Source organism: Streptomyces sp. NPDC037083 (genome assembly GCF_055606485.1).
On record NZ_JBVJSQ010000016.1, the window covers coordinates 242954 to 261016 of the forward strand.

The window sequence follows — 18063 nt, forward strand, 5'->3', positions numbered from 1 at the left end:
CAACCCCGGGCCGGGGAAGACTATTCCGCCATGCGGCCACCCCGTCGTCGAGCGGCCGGCACGACGAAGGGGGCGCCGCACCGGCGGCGCCCCCTCTCGGCTCGGCTCAGCTCACTTGCTGAGGTACGCCCAGAACTCGTCGAACGACAGGACCTTGTCGCCGTTCAGGTCGCGGCTCTTGATGACGACCTCGGCCACCGACTCCGTGACGTTCCAGTCGCCCCCCTGGGCCAGTGCGGTCTTGAACTCGGCCGCGGTGATGAATCCGTCACCGTCCGTGTCGATCCGCTGGAACTGCTTGCGCGCTTCTTCGATGTCGGCCACCGATCCGCCCCTCTTGTTCATGCCTTGCGGTCATACGTGCTGTCTTGCCGTCCTACTGACGGAGGTCAGATTAACGGCCCCGGTGGGCGCGCAGTGCGGCGACCACCCAGGAGAACTCCTCGTCGTAGCTCCGCGGGCATCCGTGACCGCTCACGAGGGACCACAACACCCGGTAGCGGGCGACGCGTTCGTTCGACGCGGCGGTCAGCCGGTCCAGGACGGCGGAGCGGTCGGCGTTGCCGAGCAGGTCACGCAGGAACCGCTCGGCCGCCGGGTCGTCGGGGGCGAGGCCCTGCCGCAGCGCCTCGCCGCCGAGCTGCACCAGACGGCTCATGAACCACAGTGAGGTGCCCGCCGGCACCTCCGGCCCCCGGTCCGCCGCGTTGAACTCCACCATCTTCCGCATCAGCGCCCGGAACTCGGGATCCTGGATCAGCTCGGCCAGCTCCACCCAGGCGTCGACCTGCTCCGGGGTGGGGTCGTCCGGCAGGTCGGCCGCCGCGAACCGCAGCCGGGTGCGGATGTCGGGGTCGGCGGCGTCGAGGCCGTCGAAGATCTCCGCCATGAAGTCGTCTACGATCCGCTTGCGCTCGGCCGCCGACAGCCGTGCCAGCTTGTTCATCAGGGACATCTCCTCCGCACTCGAACCGCGTCGCGCCACGGACGACAGCACCGCACGGGTCGTCCTCAGCGACCGGATCTGCGCGTCCAGCGCGCTCACATGGGCCGCCGCGACCTCCGCGACCGTGCGCTCCCCGGCCAGCACCCGGCGCACGTCGGCCAGGCCGAGACCCAGCTCGCGCAGGGTGCGGATCAGCTCCAGCCGGGCCGCGGACTCCGCGTCGTAGAGGCGGTAGCCGCCGGCCGAGCGGGTCACGGGGGTCAGGACGCCCTCGTCGGACCAGTAGCGGATGGTGCGCACGGTCAGTCCGGTGGCGCGGGCCAGTTCTCCGATGGCGAGGAGTCCGGTGCCGTCGTGGGTCATGGGGACGAGTGTGGGCCCTCCAGCGGGTGGAGACTCAAGCAGCGGCCGGTCCCGGGGCGGCGGCACGGGACCCGGCCCGCGCCCGCGTCAGCGGAAGATCCCCGTGTGGCCGAGCGAGTAGCGGCCGGGCTGCGGGTAGACGGCGAGGCCGTGCGGTCCCCTGCCGACCTTGATCCGGGCGAGCTGGCGTCCGGTCCGGGTGTCGATCGCGTACACCTCGGAGTTGTACCGTCCGGACAGCCACAGGACCTTGCCGTCGGCCGAGACGCCGCCCATGTCGGGGCTGCCGCCCTGCGGAAGGCGCCACTTCTTCGTGAGCGCGTTCTCGTGGAAGTCGAAGACGGAGACGGTGCCCTCGCCGCGGTTGGACACGTACATCTCGCGCGAGTCGCGGCTGACGTACAGCCCGTGGCAGCCCTTGCCGGTGTGGAGGAACTCCGGCCTGCCGAACGTGTCGCCGTCGACGACCCACATGCCGTCGGCCATCATGTCGGCGACGTAGAACCGCTTCCCGTCGGGCGAGACCTTGACGTCCTGCGGCATCGCGCCCTTGAACGGCAGCTTCTGCTGTCCGACGACCTTCATCTTCTCGGTGTCGACCTTCAGCAGCTCGCCGCTGAACTCGCAGGACACGATGAAGTACCTCCCGTCGAGGGAGAAGTCGGCGTGGTTGACGCCGTAGCAGGTGACCGGTTCGGTCTTGACGCGCTTCATGGTGTGCGGGTCGCGGAAGACGAGCTCACGGTCGAGGGAGGCCATGACCACGGCGTATCTGCCGTTGGGCGTGAAGTAGAGGTTGTACGGGTCGTGCACCTCGACGGGCTTGCCCGCCTTGCCGGTCCTGGGGTCGACGGGGGTGAGCGTGTGTCCCCGGTTGTTGTTGACCCACAGCGTCTTCAGGTCCCAGGAGGGGACGACGTGCTGGGGCTGCCGTCCGACGTGCAGGGTGTCGATCACCTGGTACGTCTTCGGGTCGATGACGGAGACGGTGTCGGACTCGGTGTTGGGGACGTAGACCCGGGAGGGGAAGTCCGCGACCACCGGGGAGAGCCGGTTGGGGCGGTCGGCGGCGTAGACGTCCTTCGGGTCCAGCACGGGCGGCATGCCGGGCAGCCCGTCGACGACCGGTTTCGCGGCCTTCTTGGCCGGCGCCGGGACGGCCGCCCGGGTGGCGCCGTCCGAGCCGTCCCGGGCGGAGCCGCCCTCGGTCTCGGCTCCGCAGGCGGCGAGGACGGCGAGCGCCGCGCCGGTGAGCAGCGCGCGTGTGACGAGGTTTCGGTGCATCAGCCGATCAGCTCCGTGGCAGTGACCGCCCGCAGTCGGCGGCGGGCGAGTTCGTCCAGTACGGCGGGCAGGGCGGCGACGGTGTCCGCGTACCCGAAGTGCAGGCTCACGACGGACCCGTTGCGGATCTCGCCGAGGACGTTGCGGGCGACGGCGGGGGCGCCGGGCGAGGTGAAGTCGAGGGAGTCGACGTCGTAGGAGAGGACGTGCGGATAGCCGGCGCGGCGGGCCAGCCGCTCGACGAGCGGGGAGGCGCGAGCGGCGCGGGAGGGGCGGAACCAGGTGCCGATGGACCCGGTGAGCCTGCGCAGCCGCTCGGCGCACGCGGTGATCTCGGCCGTCGCGTCGGCCTCGGACATGGCGTTGACGTCGAGGTGGCGCTGGGTGTGGTTGCCGAGGTCGTGGCCGCCGTCGAGGATCCTGCGGGCGAGGTCGGGGTGTTCGTCGAGCCAGGCCCCGACGGCCAGGACGGTGACCCGGGCGCCGTGCCGTTCGGCTTCGCCGAGCAGGGCGCGGGCGACGGAGGGTTCGCCCTGGCCGTGGAAGGTGAGCGCGACGCGGGGGCGGTCACGGGGCCCGTGGGCGATCTGGACGGGCTGCCGGGGGAAGGCGCGGGGGGCGGGGGCGGCACGGGGGCGGACGGCGGCCCCGGAGGCCGGGGGCGCGGAGTCGGGAGCCGCGGTGGTGGCGGCCGCGGTGGTGGGGGCGTGGCGGGCGGCGACGGCGCCTGAGGTGGTCCCGGAGGGCGAGCACGCGGCCGCGAACGCACCCCCGGCGACGAGCCCGGCGCCCGCCCGCAACGCGGTACGACGGTCGGATGTGGTCACCCACCCCATTTAAAGGGTGATATGCCGCAATTCGGGCCATTGACGCAGCGGGCCGCCCCGGTGCCTCACCCGGCCCCTCGTGGACGGTCTAACGGTCGGCGACCCGCATCTCGAACCACGTCGTCTTCCCTCGCGGCAGCAGGTCGACCCCCCACCGGTCGGACAGCTTGTCGACGAGGAACAGGCCCCGGCCGCTGACGTCGAGCTCCTGCACCGGCATCAGACAGGGCAGCCCCCGGGAGGGGTCGCGGACCTCGACGCGGAGCCAGCCGCGCCGCCGTCGCATCCGCAGACCGAAGACGCGGGCTCCGGTGTGCCGTACGGCGTTGCCGACGAGTTCGGAGACGAGCAGGACCGTGTCCTCCGTCATCTTGGGGGTCAGCCCCCACTGGCGCAGGACGACGACCTGGGCCAGCCGGCGGGCCGTGGCGGCGGACTCGGGGCGGGACGGCAGCGACACCTCGCCCTCCGTGGGGTTTCCGAACAACTCCAGCGCCTTGAGCGCCCGTTCGTCCTCGGCCGCAGGCGTCCAGCGCGCCGCAATCGCACGGCTCTGTCCCCGCGGCTGTTCGATGCCCTCCAGCCCCGCCATGCCCCCCATCATGGCCGCCCGCCGACCCCTTGGGGGCCGTTCCGTCGGAATACGCCCCCCGGGCGGCACGGCTCCGGGCGAGGCGCACGGCATATGCCAGGGGCAGTGAAGCAGTCGATGCACCCCTGGCGACCTGCGGCGTCGATCCCTCCGTGCGCAAGGTACGGAATCCCTCGACAAGGCAGGCTTAAGGGTGCCTTAAGGTTCCCATAAACCGCCCCATCGAGGGACCCGGATGAGACGCTCCGTCAATTGCAAGTGATATCGGCGACTTGAAAGGAGACTTCACTCACAGGAACTTGGCCTTGCCCGGGCCGTCCTCGACGAAGCTGCGCATGCCGATCTCACGGTCGGCCGTCGCGAAGAGGCCCGCGAACCAGTTGCGTTCGACCGCCAGGCCCGTCTCGATGTCCGTCTCCAGACCGGTGTCGATCGACTCCTTCGCGGCGCGCAGCGCGATGGCGGGGCCCTGCGCCAGCCTGGCGGCCCAGGCGTGCGCCTCGGTGTACACGTCGGCGGCCGGGACGACGCGGTCCACCAGCCCCAGGGCGAGCGCCTCGTCGGCCCTCACCATGCGACCCGTGAAGATCAGGTCCTTCGCCTTGGAGGGGCCGATCAGCCGGGAGAGCCGCTGGGTGCCGCCGGCGCCGGGGATCAGCCCGAGCTGGATCTCCGGCTGGCCCAGCTTGGCGTCGTCCCCGGCGATGCGGAAGTCCGCGCAGAGCGCGAGCTCGCAGCCGCCGCCCAGCGCATATCCGGTGACGGCCGCCACGACCGGCTTGGGGATACGGGCCACCGCGGTGAAGGAGTCCTGCAGGGCGCGGGCGCGCAGCACCATCGCGGCGTGGTCCATCGCCTGCATCTCCTTGATGTCCGCGCCGGCCGCGAACACCTTCTCGCCGCCGTACACGACGACCGCGCGGACGTCGTCCCGCCGGGCGGCCTCCTCGGCGAGCTCCTTGAGACGGTCCTGGGTGGCGACGTTCAGTGCGTTCATGGGCGGACGCTCGAGGCGGAGCGTGCCGACGCCTTCGGCGACTTCGAGATTCACGGTCATGCCAGCAGGTTAACCACCACTAACGACGGCGGACCCGGTGCCGTATGTCACAGCACCGGGTCCGCCGGGGAGAGCGTCGCCTCTGCGATGCCCCCTGCCCTACTTCTTCCACTCCGCCCAGGGGATGTTCCAGCCGTTGAGGCCGTTGGCCGGGTCGACCGTCGGGTCGGTGGAGTTCTTCACGACCACCACGTCGCCGACGATCGAGTGGTTGAAGAACCACGCGGCCGCGACGGAGCTGTCGTAGCCGCCGCGCACGTCCCGCAGGCCGATGCAGCCGTGGCTGGCGTTGTAGTTGCCGAAGGCGTCGCCGCCCCAGTAGTTGCCGTGCACGAAGGTGCCGGAGTTGGTCAGGCGTATGGCGTGCGGGACGTCCTTGATGTCGTACTCGCCGTCGTAGCCGACCGTGTCGCCGTTCATCCTGGTCACGGTGAACTTCTCGCTCATGACCATCTGGCCGTTCCAGGTCGCGTAGCCGGACTTGCCGGTGGTGACCGGGATGGTCTTGACGACCTTGCCCTCCTGCGTGACCTTCATCGTGTGCTTCTTGGCGTCCACGACGGACACCTGGTCGCGGCCGATGGTGAAGGAGACGGTCTTGGACTGCTTGCCGTAGACGCCCTTGCGGCCCTCGACGCCGTCCAGGTTCATCTCGACCGTCACCTTGGTGCCGGCCTTCCAGTACTTCTCCGGACGGAAGTCGAGGCGGTCGTTGCCGAACCAGTGGCCCTCGACCTCGACGGCCGGCACGGTCTTGATCTTGATGGCCTTCTCGACGTCGTCCGGCTTGGTGATGCCGCGCGTGAAGTTGACCGAGAACGGCATGCCGACGCCGACGGTGGAGCCGTCCTCGGGCGTGAAGTTGCCGATGAAGGTGTTCGTCGGGCTCAGCGTGGTGAAGGAGGAGTCCTCGGCGGCCGTGCGGCCCGCGGAGTCCTTGGCGACCGCGTGCACCTGGTACGCGGTGGACGCGGCCAGGTGGGTGGCGGGCGTCCAGCCGGCGCCGTCGGCCGAGATCGCGCCCTCGATCTTCCTGCCCTTGGTGTCCTTGACCGTGACCTCGGTCAGCTTGCCCTTGGCCGCGGTGACCTTCAGGGCGCCGCTGGTGTCGACGTCCTTGGCTCCGGTCTTCGGCGCGATGGTGACCACCGCCTCCGACTGCTTGCTCTCGGCGGTGGCGGAAGCACCGTCGCCGCCGGCGTTCTTCGCGTCGGCCCCGGAGTCCGAGTCACCGCCGCCGCACGCGGTGACGGCGAGCAGCACGCCGCCGAGGATCACCGCCAGCCGCTTGTTGCGGCCGCGTGAGCGCCCCCCAACCGACGCCCCCGGTATCGGTCGCACGTTCAAAGTCGTTCTCCCCACTCCCCCGGGCCCTCCCCGGGCCCGCACAGCGACGCGTCCCCCGCGTTCGCCGCATATTAACCACAAGGTCAACGGCCTGGACGGGCCGAAAATGTCACCGTTCAGTCCCAACTTGGACCATGGGAACGCGGGGAAGGTTGTGCCGGGTGGGCGAGGTATTCGCGCGGGATTCTCCGCGGGCCGTTCGCGCGGTCGTTCCGGGGGCCGCTGCGCGGGTCACTCCACGGCCGTCCACTCCTCCCAGGTCATGTTCCAGCCGCCGAGGCCGTTGTCGGGGGCGACCTGCTTGTCCTTGCTGTGGACGACCTCGATGACGTCCCCGACGAGGCTGCGGTCGAAGAACCATCCCGCGGGCGTGTCCGAGGCGCCGCCCTTGACGTCCCGCAGGCCGACGCAGCCGTGACTGACGTTGGCCCTGCCGAAGACGTCGTCCGCCCAGTAGTTGCCGTGCAGGAAGGTGCCGGAGCTGGTCAGGCGCATGGCGTGCGGCACGTCCGGGATGTCGTACTCGCCCTTGCCGTTGGCCTTCTTGAAGCCGACCGTGGCGCCGTTCATCCGGGTCAGCTCCAGCATCTCGGTCACCACCATCCTGCCGTTGTACGTGGTGTTCTTCGGCGACCCGGCCGTGATCGGCACGGTGGCCAGCAGCTCGCCGTCCCGCCGCACCTGCATGGTGTGCTTCGCCGCGTCCACCAGGGACACCTGGCTGCGGCCGACGGTGAACGAGAACGACTTCTCCTGCAGCCCGTACACCCCGGGGGCCCCCTCGACGTCCCGCAGCCCGAGCGCGACCGTGACCCTGGTGCCGGGCTTCCAGTACTCCTCGGGGCGGAAGTCGAGCCGGGCGTCGCCGAACCAGTGCGGCCGGATCTCCACCGCGGGCTGCGCCGTGACGCGGACGGCCCGTTCGACGGCCGCGCGGTCGGCGATCGCCCGGTTGAACTCCAGGGAGACGATCATGCCGGTGCCGACGGTGGAGCGGTCCTCGGGGGTGACGTAGCCGATGAAGCGCTCCTCGGGGACGTACGTCGTGAACGTGGTGTGGCGGGCCGAGCGGTTGCCGTCGCCGTCCAGGGCCACGACGTCCACGGTGTAACGGGCGGCGAGCCCGAGCCGGTCGTCGTCCGGCCGCCAGCTCAGGCCGTCCGCGGCGACCCTGCCCTTCACCTCCGTGTCCTGGGCGTCCTGCGACCGGACGACCTTCACCGACTCCAGCCGCCCGTCGGGCACCCGCACCCGCAGCCCCTCCCCGGGACGCACGCCCTTGGCGCCGTCCTGCGGGGTGACGCGGATGACGTCCTCGGGAGCCGGCGGTTTGCCGAGCATCCGCTCGAGTCCGCTCCGGCTGTCGCCTCCGGTGCAGCCGGCGGCCCCGGCCAGTAGTCCTGCCCATGTCAGTACGGCGGCCAGTGCGACCCCCGCGCGCCGTGCGCGCCCATGTACGTGCCTCACGGCGTGCCCAACGACCGGGCACGCTCCGGGGAAACGTGAGTGCGAGGGCCGCTCTGGGCAGAATGGGGTGAGGATGACGCGACGGGGAGCCGCGGCCGGGACACCGCGCGCTCTTCTCCCACGTCGTTCCACGAGCCGCGGGAGGCTGAAGGGTGTCCAGCGCAGCCGAGCAGGAGGCGGTGGCGGCCGAGCGCGCCACCCCGGCCGCCGTCGTGAACGGTGCGCCGCGCAAGGTGCCGGGCCCGCCCGTGTGGCCGGGTGCGTCCACACCGCTGGGCGCCCGGTTCAGGGTCGGCCCGGACGGGGTCGCGGGCACCAACTTCGCGCTGTGGGCGGGCGGGGCGGAGGCGGTCGAGCTGTGCCTGTTCGACGAGGCCGGCCGGGAGACCCGCGCCCGCCTCACCGAGCTCACCCACGAGATCTGGCACGGCTTCGTGCCCGGGATCATGCCGGGCCAGCGGTACGGCTACCGGGTGCACGGCCGCTGGGACCCGTGGACCGGGGGCCGCTGGAACCCGGCGAAGCTGCTCCTGGACCCCTACGCCCGGGCGGTCGACGGTGACTTCGCACTGCCCCCGGAGGTGTACGGACACGTCCGCGACTGGCCCCAGCAGCAGGTCGCCGACACCGTGCGCGACGAACGGGACTCCGCGCCCCACGTCCCGAAGGGGGTCGTCGTCCACGATGACGACGACTGGGCCGACGACCGCCGCCCGAAGACCCCGTGGGCGGACTCGGTGATCTACGAACTGCATGTGCGCGGCTTCACCCGGCTGCACCCGGACATCCCCGAGGAACTGCGCGGCACGTACGCCGGGCTGGCGCACCCGGCGGCCGTGGACCACCTGGTGCGGCTGGGGGTGACGGCGGTGGAACTGCTGCCCGTCCACCAGTTCGCGCACGAGGACCATCTGCTGCGCCGCGGCCTGAAGAACTACTGGGGCTACAACTCGATCGGATACTTCGCCCCGCACGCCGCGTACGCCGCCTCGGGGACGACCGGCCAGCAGGTCGGCGAGTTCAAGCGGATGGTGCGCGCGCTGCACGCGGCCGGGATCGAGGTGATCCTCGACGTCGTCTACAACCACACGGCGGAGGCCGGCGAGCTGGGACCGACCCTGTCGCTGAAGGGCATCGACAACCGCGGCTACTACCGCCTGCAGTCCGACGCCCGGCGCTACGCCGACTACACGGGCTGCGGGAACACCCTGCACGTCGTCCAGCCGCACGTGCTGCGGCTGATCACGGACTCGCTGCGCTACTGGGTGACGGAGATGGGCGTCGACGGTTTCCGCTTCGACCTGGCGGCGGCGCTGGCCCGCTCCATGCACGACGTCGACATGCTGTCCCCGTTCCTCGCGGTGATCGCGCAGGACCCGGTGCTGCGCCGGGTGAAGCTGATCGCGGAGCCCTGGGACGTGGGATCGGGCGGCTATCAGGTGGGGGCCTTCCCGCCGCTGTGGACGGAGTGGAACGACCGCTACCGCGACACCGTGCGCGACTTCTGGCGGCACGCGCTGCCGGACGTGCGGGAGATGGGCTACCGGCTGTCGGGGTCGAGCGACCTGTACGCCTGGGGCGGCCGGCGCCCCTACGCGTCGGTGAACTTCGTGACGGCCCACGACGGTTTCACCCTGCGTGACCTGGTGTCCTACGAGCGCAAGCACAACGAGGCCAACGGAGAGGGCAACCGGGACGGCTCGAACGACAACCGCTCCTGGAACGGCGGCGCCGAGGGCGACACGGCCGACGAGCGGGTGCTGACGCTGCGGCGACGCCAGCTGCGCAACCTGCTGACGACGCTGCTGCTGTCGACGGGCGTGCCGATGCTGGTCGCGGGCGACGAACTCGGCCGCACCCAGCGGGGCAACAACAACGCCTACTGCCAGGACAACGAGATCAGCTGGGTGGACTGGGGGCTGCTGGACGACCCGGGATGGCGGGGCCTGTTCGACCTCACCTCCCGGCTGATCGCCCTGCGCCACCGCCATCCGGTGCTCCGCCGTCGCGCCTTCTTCTCCGGCCGGGCCCACTCGGCGGACGGACTGCGGGACCTGGCCTGGTTCACGCGGCAGGGCACGGAGATGACCGAGGGGGACTGGTACGCGCCCGCGGCGACCCTCGGGATGTACCTCTCCGGACGGGACATCCCCGGCCGGGACGAGCGGGGCGCGCCGATCACCGACGACAGCTTTCTCGCCGTCCTGCACGCCGGGGACCGGCCGGTCGACTTCGTCCTGCCGGGGCCGCCGTGGGCGGAGCGGTACGAGGTGGTCGTCGACACCTCGCGCGAGGAGCAGCAGGACGCGCCGGGGGTGCCCCTTCCCGCGGGGGTCGCGGTGACGGTGCCGGGGCGGGCGGTGCTGTTGCTGCGGGTGGTGGGGTGAGGGCGTCACGGAGGCAGCACCCGTGAAGCCGGCCGGGGAGGGCGGCTTCGGGCGGGCCGGGGGGGGTCGGCGGTCTCCGCACGGCGACCAGGGTCAGGGCCTCGTGTTCGCGGGCGGAGAGGTGCCCGGGGCGACCTTGAGCAGGTAGCCCGCCCCGATCGCCGGGAGGGTGTCGGAGTCCGTGCCGTACGTGGTCGGGACCAGGATCTTGGCGCGTGCCCCGCGGCGGGTCGGTTCGCGGATGGCGACGCGCATCAGCCGATCGGGGGATGCGACGGTACGACCCCTCGAACGCACAGGTCGTAGGACCAGCGGCCGAGCCCGGTCGGGCCAAAACTCGGTGGGCGTCGTCAGTGCCGGTCCGTAGGCTCGCGGTGATGGCCGAGACACGTGCAACCACCCCCGACCGCTCCGCCGTACGCTCCCTGCTGCGCCTGTGGCCGTACGTCCGTCCCGTGCGACTGCGGCTGTTCACGGCCGCCTTCGTCGCCGTGCTCGCCTCCTGTACGGGACTGGTGATCCCGCTCGTGCTGAAGTGGATGGTCGACGGCCCGGTGGCCGGCCGGGACACGGCCGGCGTCTGGCTGGGCGCGCTCTGTCTGCTGCTGCTCGGGTTCGCGGAGGCGATCCTGTTCGGTCTGCGGCGCTGGCTCGTGGCGCGTCCGCTGGCGCACGTCGAGGCGGAGATGCGGGCGGAGCTGTACGGGCGGCTGCAGCGGCTGCCGGTGGCTTTCCACGACCGGTGGGCGTCGGGGCAACTGCTGTCCCGGGCGACGGCCGATCTGGGACTGGTCCGGATGTTCCTCGCCTTTCCCCTGACGTTCCTGCTGGTCAACTCGGTGACGATCGTCGTCGGCGTGGCCATCATGCTGCTGCAGGACTGGACGCTCGGGCTGGTCATCCTCGGGCCGGCCGTACCCGTCGTCCTGATGTGCGTGTACTTCGAGAACCGGTACGCGGTCGTGGCGCGGCGCGCGCAGGACCAGGTCGGCGACCTGACGACGGTGGTCGAGGAGAGCGTCCTCGGGATCAGGATCATCAAGGGCTTCGGCCGGCACCGCACCCAGGCACGGGCCTTCCGGGAGCTGTCGTCGACCCTGCGCGGCACCGAACTGAGCAAGGCACGGCTGCTGGCCACGATCTGGGCCGTCATCGTGACGCTGCCCGAACTGGCGATCGGGGCCGCCCTGGTCCTGGGCGCGGTGCAGGTGGCGGACGGCGAACTGTCCGCGGGCACCCTGGTCGCCTTCCTGTCCACGGCGCTCGCGCTGCGCTGGCCCGTGGACTCGATCGGGTTCCTGCTGGCGATGAGCCAGGAGGCGGCGACGGCGACCGAACGGTACTTCGAGGTGATGGACGAGGAACCCGAGCAGGACACCGTCGTGCGGGCGGACCCGACGGCCGACGACGGGCTGCGGTTCCACGGCGTCGTCTTCCGCTACCCCGACGCCGACCCCGCCTCCCGTCCCATCCTCGACGGCGTCGACCTGCACATCCGCACCGGCGAGTCCATGGCGCTGGTCGGGGCGACCGGCAGCGGCAAGACCACCCTGACGGCCCTCGTCCCCCGGCTGCACGAGGTGACGGCGGGGCGGATCACCCTCGACGGCGAGGACGTCACCGCCATGCCCCGCGAGGAACTCCGCGCGCGGGTCGCCGTCGCCTTCGAGGAGCCCACGCTGTTCTCCGCGAGCGTCGGCGAGAACGTCCTCATGGGCGCGGACGACCGTGCGGGCGCCGTCGAGCTGGAGCGGGCGCTGGAGGTGGCGCAGGCCGCGTTCGCGCACGCGCTGCCGCAGGGCGTCGACACCCAGGTCGGCGAGCAGGGGCTCAGTCTCTCCGGCGGCCAGCGGCAACGGCTCGCGCTGGCCAGAGCCGTGGTCGGACGGCCCCGGTTCCTCGTCCTCGACGACCCGCTCTCCGCGCTGGACGTGCACACCGAGGCCGCCGTGGAGGCCGCGCTGCGGCAGGTCCTCGCCGACACCACCGCGCTGATCGTGGCCCACCGCCCCTCCACCGTGCTGCTCGCCGACCGGGTGGCCCTGCTGTCCGGCGGCCGGATCACCGCCGTGGGCACCCACCAGCAACTGCTGCGCGACAACCCCGAGTACGCCCACCTCATGTCAGGAACCGGCCGCCAGGAGGACGACCGATGACCGCCCCCACGACCTCCTCCCCCACGACCGACCGACCGGGACGACCGCGCCCCGAGGCCGCCGGGGACCCCTTCGACAAGGACGTCCTGCCCACCCCGCCCGGAGCCACCGGCGCCCTGCTGCGCTCCCTGCTGGCCCCCATGCGAGGACGCGTCGCGCTCACCACGCTCCTGCTGCTGCTCCAGCAGGCGGCCGTGCAGGCGGGCCCGCTGCTGGTGGCGTACGCCATCGACCGCGCCGTGCCGGCGCTGCGGGCCGGCGACCACGGACCCCTGGTCGCCGTGGGCGTCGGCTACCTGCTGTGCGCGCTGGCCTCCGGCGGGCTGCAGTACATGTTCCTGATCACTTCCGCCCGCGTCAGCCAGGACGTGCTGCTGGACCTGCGCGGCCGCATCTTCCGGCACGCGCAGGCGCTGAGCCTCGACTTCCACGAGCGCTACACCTCGGGCCGGCTCATCTCCCGCTCCACCAGCGACGTGGAGGCCCTGCGCGAGCTCCTCAACGAGGGTCTGCAGGAACTCGTGTCGGTCGTGCTGTCCTTCCTGTTCATCTCCGCGATGCTGCTCTGGCTGGACCTGGGCCTGGGCGCCGTCGCGGTCGCGTCCTTCGTGCCGCTGTACCTCCTGGTCCGGCTCTACCGGCGGCGCGCGGGCCGGGTGTTCACGGCCCGGTCCACCGCGATCGCGGCCGTGATCGTGAAGTTCGTGGAGACGATGAACGGCATCCGGCCGGTGCGTGCCTTCCGTCGTGAGGCCGTCAACGAGGCCGGTTTCGGGGTCCTGAACCGGCGGCACGAGCGGCGCAACGGCGACGCCCTGCTGGAGATGGCGCGCTATGTCGTCGGGTCGCGGCTGGTCGCCAACACGGCGGTCGCGCTGATCGTGCTGTGGGGCGCCACGCGGGTCGCGGACGGCTCGCTGGCACTGGGCGTGCTGGCGGCGGCGGTGCTGTACCTGCGGCGGCTGTACGACCCGATAGACCGGCTCGGCATGTTCCTCAACTCCTACCAGTCGGCCGCCGCCTCGCTGGAGAAGATCGCGGGACTGCTCGCGCAGACGCCGTCCGTGCCGGAGCCGTCGGTCCCGAGGGAACTCCCCGCGACACAGGGCGAACTGCCCGGCCGCGAGGTCGTCTTCGACGGCGTCGCCTTCGGCTACCGCACCGGCGGCGAGGTCCTGCCCCGCTTCGACCTCGTCCTTCCCGCCGGGCAGACGGTCGCCGTGGTGGGCTCCACCGGCGCGGGCAAGTCCACGCTGGCCAAGCTGCTCGCCCGTTTCTACGACCCCTCCGCGGGCCGGGTGCTGCTGGACGGGGTGGACCTGCGCGCGTTGCCGGGGGCCGAGCTGCGCCGCGGGGTGGTGATGGTGACGCAGGAGGCGTTCCTGTTCTCCGGCACGGTCGCCGAGAACATCGCCATCGGGCGGCCGGACGCGTCCCGGGAGGAGATCGAGCGCGCGGCGAAGGCGATCGGCGCGCACGAGTTCATCAGCTCCCTGCCCGACGGCTACGACACCGACGTACGCAAGCGAGGCGGACGCATCTCCGCCGGGCAGCGCCAACTGGTCGCGTTCGCACGGGCGTTGCTCGCCGATCCGGCGGTGCTGATCCTCGACGAGGCGACCAGTTCGCTCGACGTGCCGGGCGAGCGGGCCGTGCAGGCGGCGATGGCGACGGTGCTGAAGGGCCGTACGGCCGTGGTGATCGCGCACCGGCTGTCGACCGTGGAGATCGCGGACCGGGTGCTCGTCATGGAGCACGGCCGGATCGTCGAGGACGGCAGTCCGGCCGACCTCGTCGCGGACACCGGCCGGTTCGCGGACCTGCACCGGGCCTGGCGGGACAGCCTGGCCTGACCGTCTCACCGACCCTCGGGGGGAACCTGTGATCGACGCGTACGAGGATCCCGGCACGCCCGACCGTCGCGGCGGCTGGGCCTACCTGGCCTGGCTGGTGCGCTGCCAGCCGTGGCGTGCGCTGGCCGGTGCGGTGCTGGCCAGCGTCTGGATGGTGCTGATGGCGATGGCGCCGTATCTGCTGTCCAAGGCCGTGGACGACGGGCTGGAGCCCGGCGACACGGCGGCGCTGGCCGGCTGGACGACGGTCCTGCTCGTCGTGGGCGCGCTCAACGCGTGGGTGAGCATCATGCGGCACCGCACGATGACCCGGGTGCGGATGGACGCCTACTTCCGCACCACCAAGGTCGTCGTCGGGCACGCGGCACGGCTCGGCGCCACGCTGTCGCGCCGGGTGGGGAGCGGGGAGGTCGTCACCATCGGCGTCGGCGACGTGCACACCATCGCGAACTCGCTGACGGTGATCGGGCCCGGCGTGGGCTCGATCGTCGTGTACGTGTTCGTGGCGGGACTGCTGCTGTCCGTGTCACCGATGCTGGCGGCGGTCGTGCTGCTGGGGATGCCGGTGGTCGCCGTGCTGGTGGGGCCGCTGATGGCGCGGCTGCAGGGCACGGAGGCCGAGTACCGGGAGCGGCAGGGGGTGCTCACCGCGCGGATCGGCGACCTGGCGGGCGGCCTGCGCGTCCTCAACGGGCTGGGCGGAAAGGGCCTGTTCGCGGACGCCTTCGGCCGCGACTCGCAGCGGCTGCGGGCGCAGGGCTACCGGGTCGGCTCGGTCACCAGCTGGATGCAGGCGCTCGGGGTGGGCCTGCCGACCCTGTTCCTCGCCGTGGTGACCTGGCTGGCGGCCCGGCTCGCCGCCCGGGGGGAGCTGACCGTGGGCGAGCTGGTGTCGGTGTACGGCTATGTGGCGGTCCTGGTCGGCCCGGTGGCGTTCCTCGTCGACATGGGCTACCAGCTCAGCCGGGGCGTGGTGGCCGCCCGGCGCGTCGTACGGCTGCTGCGGCTGGAGCCCGCACCGGACACCGGGACCGCCGACGCGCCCGCGGAGCCGTCGGTCCTGCACGATCCCGCCTCGGGCGTACGGGTGGCGCCGGGCCGGCTGACCGCGCTGACCGGCGCGCGGCACGCCGACGTGACCGCCCTCGTGGACCGGCTCGGCCGGTACGGCCCCACGGACGTCACCTGGGGCGGGGTGCGGCTGGACGCCATGCCGTTGGACCAGGTCAGGGCGGGGATCCTGGTCGCCGACAACGAGGCCGACCTGTTCGCCGGCACCCTGCGCGAGGTCGTCGGCGGACGGCGGGAGCCCCGCCCGGCGGACATCGCGCGGGCGGTGCGGGCGGCCGCCGCCGACGACGTCGTGCAGGGCCTGCCGGAGGGGCTCGACTCGCCCGTGACCGCGCAGGGCCGCAGCCTGTCCGGGGGCCAGCGCCAGCGGGTGCGGCTGGTACGGGCGCTGCTGGCCGATCCCGAGGTGCTGCTGGCCGTCGAGCCGACGTCGGCGCTCGACGCGCACACGGAGGCGGCGGTCGCGCGACGGCTGCGCGCGGCGCGGGCCGGGCGGACCACGGTCGTGACCACCACGTCCCCGCTGCTGCTCGACCAGGCGGAGACCGTGCACTACCTGGTCGACGGCAAGGTGGCGGCGACCGGCCGCCACCGCGACCTGCTGGAACGTGAACCGGGCTACCGGGCTCTGGTGGCACGCGACGGCGACGACACCGGCGACGGCGGTGACGATGCCGATGCCGATGCCGGCGCCGATGAGGCGCCCGGGTCCGTGGCGGACCGGCCGGACGGCACGGGCGACGAACGCGGGACCGTGAGGGCGCGGCCGGACGGGGCGGGCGGTGCCGCCGAGCCGGACGGCATCGATGCCGAGGGGGCGCTGCGATGACGGTGACGACGGCGAGCGGCGGGGACTCGGGGCGGCTGCCGGTCGCCGGGCGGGCCGACGTGCGCCGGGCGGCGGTGCGGCTGGTGCGGGCCGACGGCCGGGCCTTCGCGGGCGCGCTGGCGCTGAACGTGCTCGCCGCCGGGGCCGGTCTCGCCGGGCCGTGGCTGCTGGGCCGGATCATCGACGAGGTGCGGGCCGGGCACGGCGTCGGCGCCGTGGACCGGCTCGCGGCGGCCATCCTGGTCTGCGCGGTGGCGCAGTTGCTGCTGGCCCGCTGGGCCCGGTACGCGGGGCACCGCTTCGGCGAACGCACCCTCGCGCGGGTCCGGGAGGAGTTCGTCGGGCGGGCGCTGGCGCTGCCCGCGTCGGCGGTGGAGCGGGCCGGCACGGGCGATCTGACCACGCGCGGCACCGCCGACGTGGCGGCCGTGGGCACGACCCTGCGGGACGCCGGGCCCGAGTTGCTGGTCTGCACGGTCCAGGCGCTGTTCACGCTCGGCGCGGTCTTCGTGATCGACCCGCTGCTCGGTGCGGTCGGGGTGCTCGGGCTGACCCCGATCTGGTTCGCGCTGCGCTGGTACCTGCGACGGGCGCGGGCCGGCTACCTGGCCCAGGGCGCGGCGGACTCCGAGGTCGCCGAGATCGTCGCGGCGACGGCGTCCGGCGCGCGGACGGTCGAGGCGTTCCGGCTCCGTCAGCGGCGGACGGCGGCGAGTCGGGACGCCCTGGAGATCTCCCGCCGCGCCCGCTTCCACACCCTCTACCTGCGCACGGTGTTCTTCCCGGCGGTGGAGGTGTCGTACTCGCTGCCGGTGGCGGGCGTCCTGGTGCTGGGCGGGGCGCTGCACGCGCGGGGCGCCATGAGCCTGGGCGCGGTGGTCGCGGCCGCGCTGTATCTGCGCCAGTTCACCGAGCCGCTGGACCAGATCCTGGTGCGCGTCGAGCAACTGCAGAGCAGCGGCGCCTCGTTCGCCCGCGTGGAGGGCCTGGCGCGGGCGCCGCGCGCCGAGGCGGACGGCGGGGCGCCCACTCCGGTGGACGACCGGATCGACGTGAAGGACGTGCGGTACGCCTACGAGCGCGGCGGCGAGGTGCTGCGCGGGGTCGATCTGACGGTGCGGCCCGGAGAGCGGCTCGCGGTCGTCGGGCCGTCGGGCGCGGGCAAGACCACGCTGAGCAGGCTGCTCGCGGGGGTGGACGCGCCGAGCACGGGCACGGTGACGGTGGGCGGGGCGCCGGTCGCCGACCTGGCGCCCGAGACGCTGCGCCGGCAGGTCGTCCTGGTCACCCAGGAGCATCATGTCTTCCTGGGCACGGTCCGCGACAACCTGCTGATCGCCGAACCGGCGGCGAACGACGAGGAGTTGTGGTCCGCGCTGGCGACGGTGGGCGCGGCCGGCTGGGTCCGGGAGCTGCCCGGCGGCCTCGACGCCGAGCTGGGCGGGGACGGCCGCCGCACGGACGGCTCGCAGGCCCAGCAACTCGCCCTGGCGCGGGTGGTGCTGGCCGACCCGCACACGCTGATCCTGGACGAGGCGACAGCCCTGCTGGACCCCACGACCGCCCGGCACACGGAGCGGGCGCTGGCCGCCGTCCTGCGGGGCCGTACGGTCATCGCGATCGCCCACCGTCTGCACACCGCCCACGACGCGGACCGGGTCGCGGTCATGGAGGACGGCCGGATCACCGAACTGGGCACGCACGAGGCCCTGGTGAGGGGCGGCGGCCCGTACGCGGCACTGTGGCGGACCTGGCACGGCGAGCCGTCCGACGGCCGGGAGGGATCCCGCCCTTCCCTGTCCTGACACCGGCTCACGCCGTGCCCGCGTCCGGGCCGCGGCGGCGGCTCCCTGTCACGACCCTCCGTCACCCCATCCGGCCGAC

Annotated in this window: 13 protein-coding genes and 1 pseudogene; 5 read left to right on the forward strand and 9 right to left on the reverse strand. The window is 72.8% G+C overall.

The genetic code is table 11. The features are described 5' to 3' along the window. Positions 1–111: 111 nt before the first annotated feature. The 8 genes from ACZ7DE_RS35125 to ACZ7DE_RS35160 form a co-directional block, all read right to left on the reverse strand. On the reverse strand, positions 112–324 hold the full coding sequence (locus ACZ7DE_RS35125) for an EF-hand domain-containing protein (RefSeq protein ID WP_470768467.1): 213 nt from the start codon (positions 322–324) through the stop codon (positions 112–114). 70 nt (positions 325–394) lie between these two features. Further along, complete coding sequence (locus tag ACZ7DE_RS35130) at positions 395–1309, reverse strand: helix-turn-helix domain-containing protein (RefSeq protein ID WP_470768404.1); 915 nt, start codon at positions 1307–1309, stop codon at positions 395–397. 87 nt (positions 1310–1396) lie between these two features. Then, a complete protein-coding gene (locus ACZ7DE_RS35135; protein WP_470768406.1) occupies positions 1397–2593 on the reverse strand; it encodes a YncE family protein in 1197 nt (398 codons plus the stop codon). Continuing rightward, positions 2593–3420, reverse strand: a complete 828-nt coding sequence (locus ACZ7DE_RS35140; protein WP_470768408.1) for a polysaccharide deacetylase family protein — start codon at positions 3418–3420, stop codon at positions 2593–2595. Before ACZ7DE_RS35140 ends, ACZ7DE_RS35135 begins: the two co-directional genes overlap by 1 nt. 88 nt (positions 3421–3508) lie before the next feature. Next, positions 3509–4012 (reverse strand): ATP-binding protein, encoded by a 504-nt coding sequence (locus ACZ7DE_RS35145; RefSeq protein ID WP_470768410.1) that lies wholly within the window; start codon positions 4010–4012, stop codon positions 3509–3511. 289 nt (positions 4013–4301) lie between these two features. Continuing rightward, positions 4302–5069, reverse strand: a complete 768-nt coding sequence (locus ACZ7DE_RS35150; protein ID WP_470768412.1) for an enoyl-CoA hydratase/isomerase family protein — start codon at positions 5067–5069, stop codon at positions 4302–4304. 99 nt (positions 5070–5168) lie between these two features. Beyond that, positions 5169–6416: a L,D-transpeptidase gene (locus ACZ7DE_RS35155; protein ID WP_470768414.1), complete on the reverse strand. Its 1248-nt coding sequence runs from the start codon at positions 6414–6416 to the stop codon at positions 5169–5171. Positions 6417–6647: 231 nt separating this feature from the next. Next, a complete protein-coding gene (locus tag ACZ7DE_RS35160; protein WP_470768416.1) occupies positions 6648–7883 on the reverse strand; it encodes a L,D-transpeptidase in 1236 nt (411 codons plus the stop codon). Between the two features lie 152 nt (positions 7884–8035). On the opposite strand from ACZ7DE_RS35160, the gene glgX reads away from it, so the two are divergent. Further along, positions 8036–10270, forward strand: a complete 2235-nt coding sequence (glgX, locus tag ACZ7DE_RS35165) for a glycogen debranching protein GlgX (protein ID WP_470768418.1) — start codon at positions 8036–8038, stop codon at positions 10268–10270. A gap of 126 nt (positions 10271–10396) precedes the next feature. Here glgX and ACZ7DE_RS35170 read toward each other — a convergent pair. Continuing rightward, positions 10397–10516: pseudogene (locus ACZ7DE_RS35170) on the reverse strand (DNA-binding response regulator); the annotation flags it as partial. Positions 10517–10647: 131 nt separating this feature from the next. Between ACZ7DE_RS35170 and ACZ7DE_RS35175 the strand changes: the two are divergent. From ACZ7DE_RS35175 to ACZ7DE_RS35190, 4 genes are read left to right on the forward strand one after another with little or no spacing between them, the layout of a single operon-like run. After that, positions 10648–12426, forward strand: a complete 1779-nt coding sequence (locus tag ACZ7DE_RS35175) for an ABC transporter ATP-binding protein (protein ID WP_470768420.1) — start codon at positions 10648–10650, stop codon at positions 12424–12426. Continuing rightward, complete coding sequence (locus ACZ7DE_RS35180) at positions 12423–14279, forward strand: ABC transporter ATP-binding protein (RefSeq protein ID WP_470768422.1); 1857 nt, start codon at positions 12423–12425, stop codon at positions 14277–14279. The genes ACZ7DE_RS35175 and ACZ7DE_RS35180 overlap by 4 nt, the downstream gene beginning before the upstream one ends. A gap of 28 nt (positions 14280–14307) precedes the next feature. Then, positions 14308–16179 (forward strand): ABC transporter transmembrane domain-containing protein, encoded by a 1872-nt coding sequence (locus ACZ7DE_RS35185; RefSeq protein WP_470768424.1) that lies wholly within the window; start codon positions 14308–14310, stop codon positions 16177–16179. Next, on the forward strand, positions 16176–17984 hold the full coding sequence (locus ACZ7DE_RS35190; RefSeq protein ID WP_470768426.1) for an ABC transporter ATP-binding protein: 1809 nt from the start codon (positions 16176–16178) through the stop codon (positions 17982–17984). The genes ACZ7DE_RS35185 and ACZ7DE_RS35190 overlap by 4 nt, the downstream gene beginning before the upstream one ends. The last annotated feature ends 79 nt before the right edge of the window (positions 17985–18063 follow it).

Coding starts and splice junctions, on each gene's coding strand:
- ACZ7DE_RS35150 (WP_470768412.1), bottom strand. CDS start 5,069: ATGACCGTGAATCTCGAAGTCGCCGAAGGCGTCGGCACGCTCCGCCTC.
- ACZ7DE_RS35175 (WP_470768420.1), top strand. CDS start 10,648: ATGGCCGAGACACGTGCAACCACCCCCGACCGCTCCGCCGTACGCTCC.
- ACZ7DE_RS35135 (WP_470768406.1), bottom strand. CDS start 2,593: ATGCACCGAAACCTCGTCACACGCGCGCTGCTCACCGGCGCGGCGCTC.
- ACZ7DE_RS35190 (WP_470768426.1), top strand. CDS start 16,176: ATGACGGTGACGACGGCGAGCGGCGGGGACTCGGGGCGGCTGCCGGTC.
- ACZ7DE_RS35180 (WP_470768422.1), top strand. CDS start 12,423: ATGACCGCCCCCACGACCTCCTCCCCCACGACCGACCGACCGGGACGA.
- ACZ7DE_RS35130 (WP_470768404.1), bottom strand. CDS start 1,309: ATGACCCACGACGGCACCGGACTCCTCGCCATCGGAGAACTGGCCCGC.
- ACZ7DE_RS35145 (WP_470768410.1), bottom strand. CDS start 4,012: ATGGCGGGGCTGGAGGGCATCGAACAGCCGCGGGGACAGAGCCGTGCG.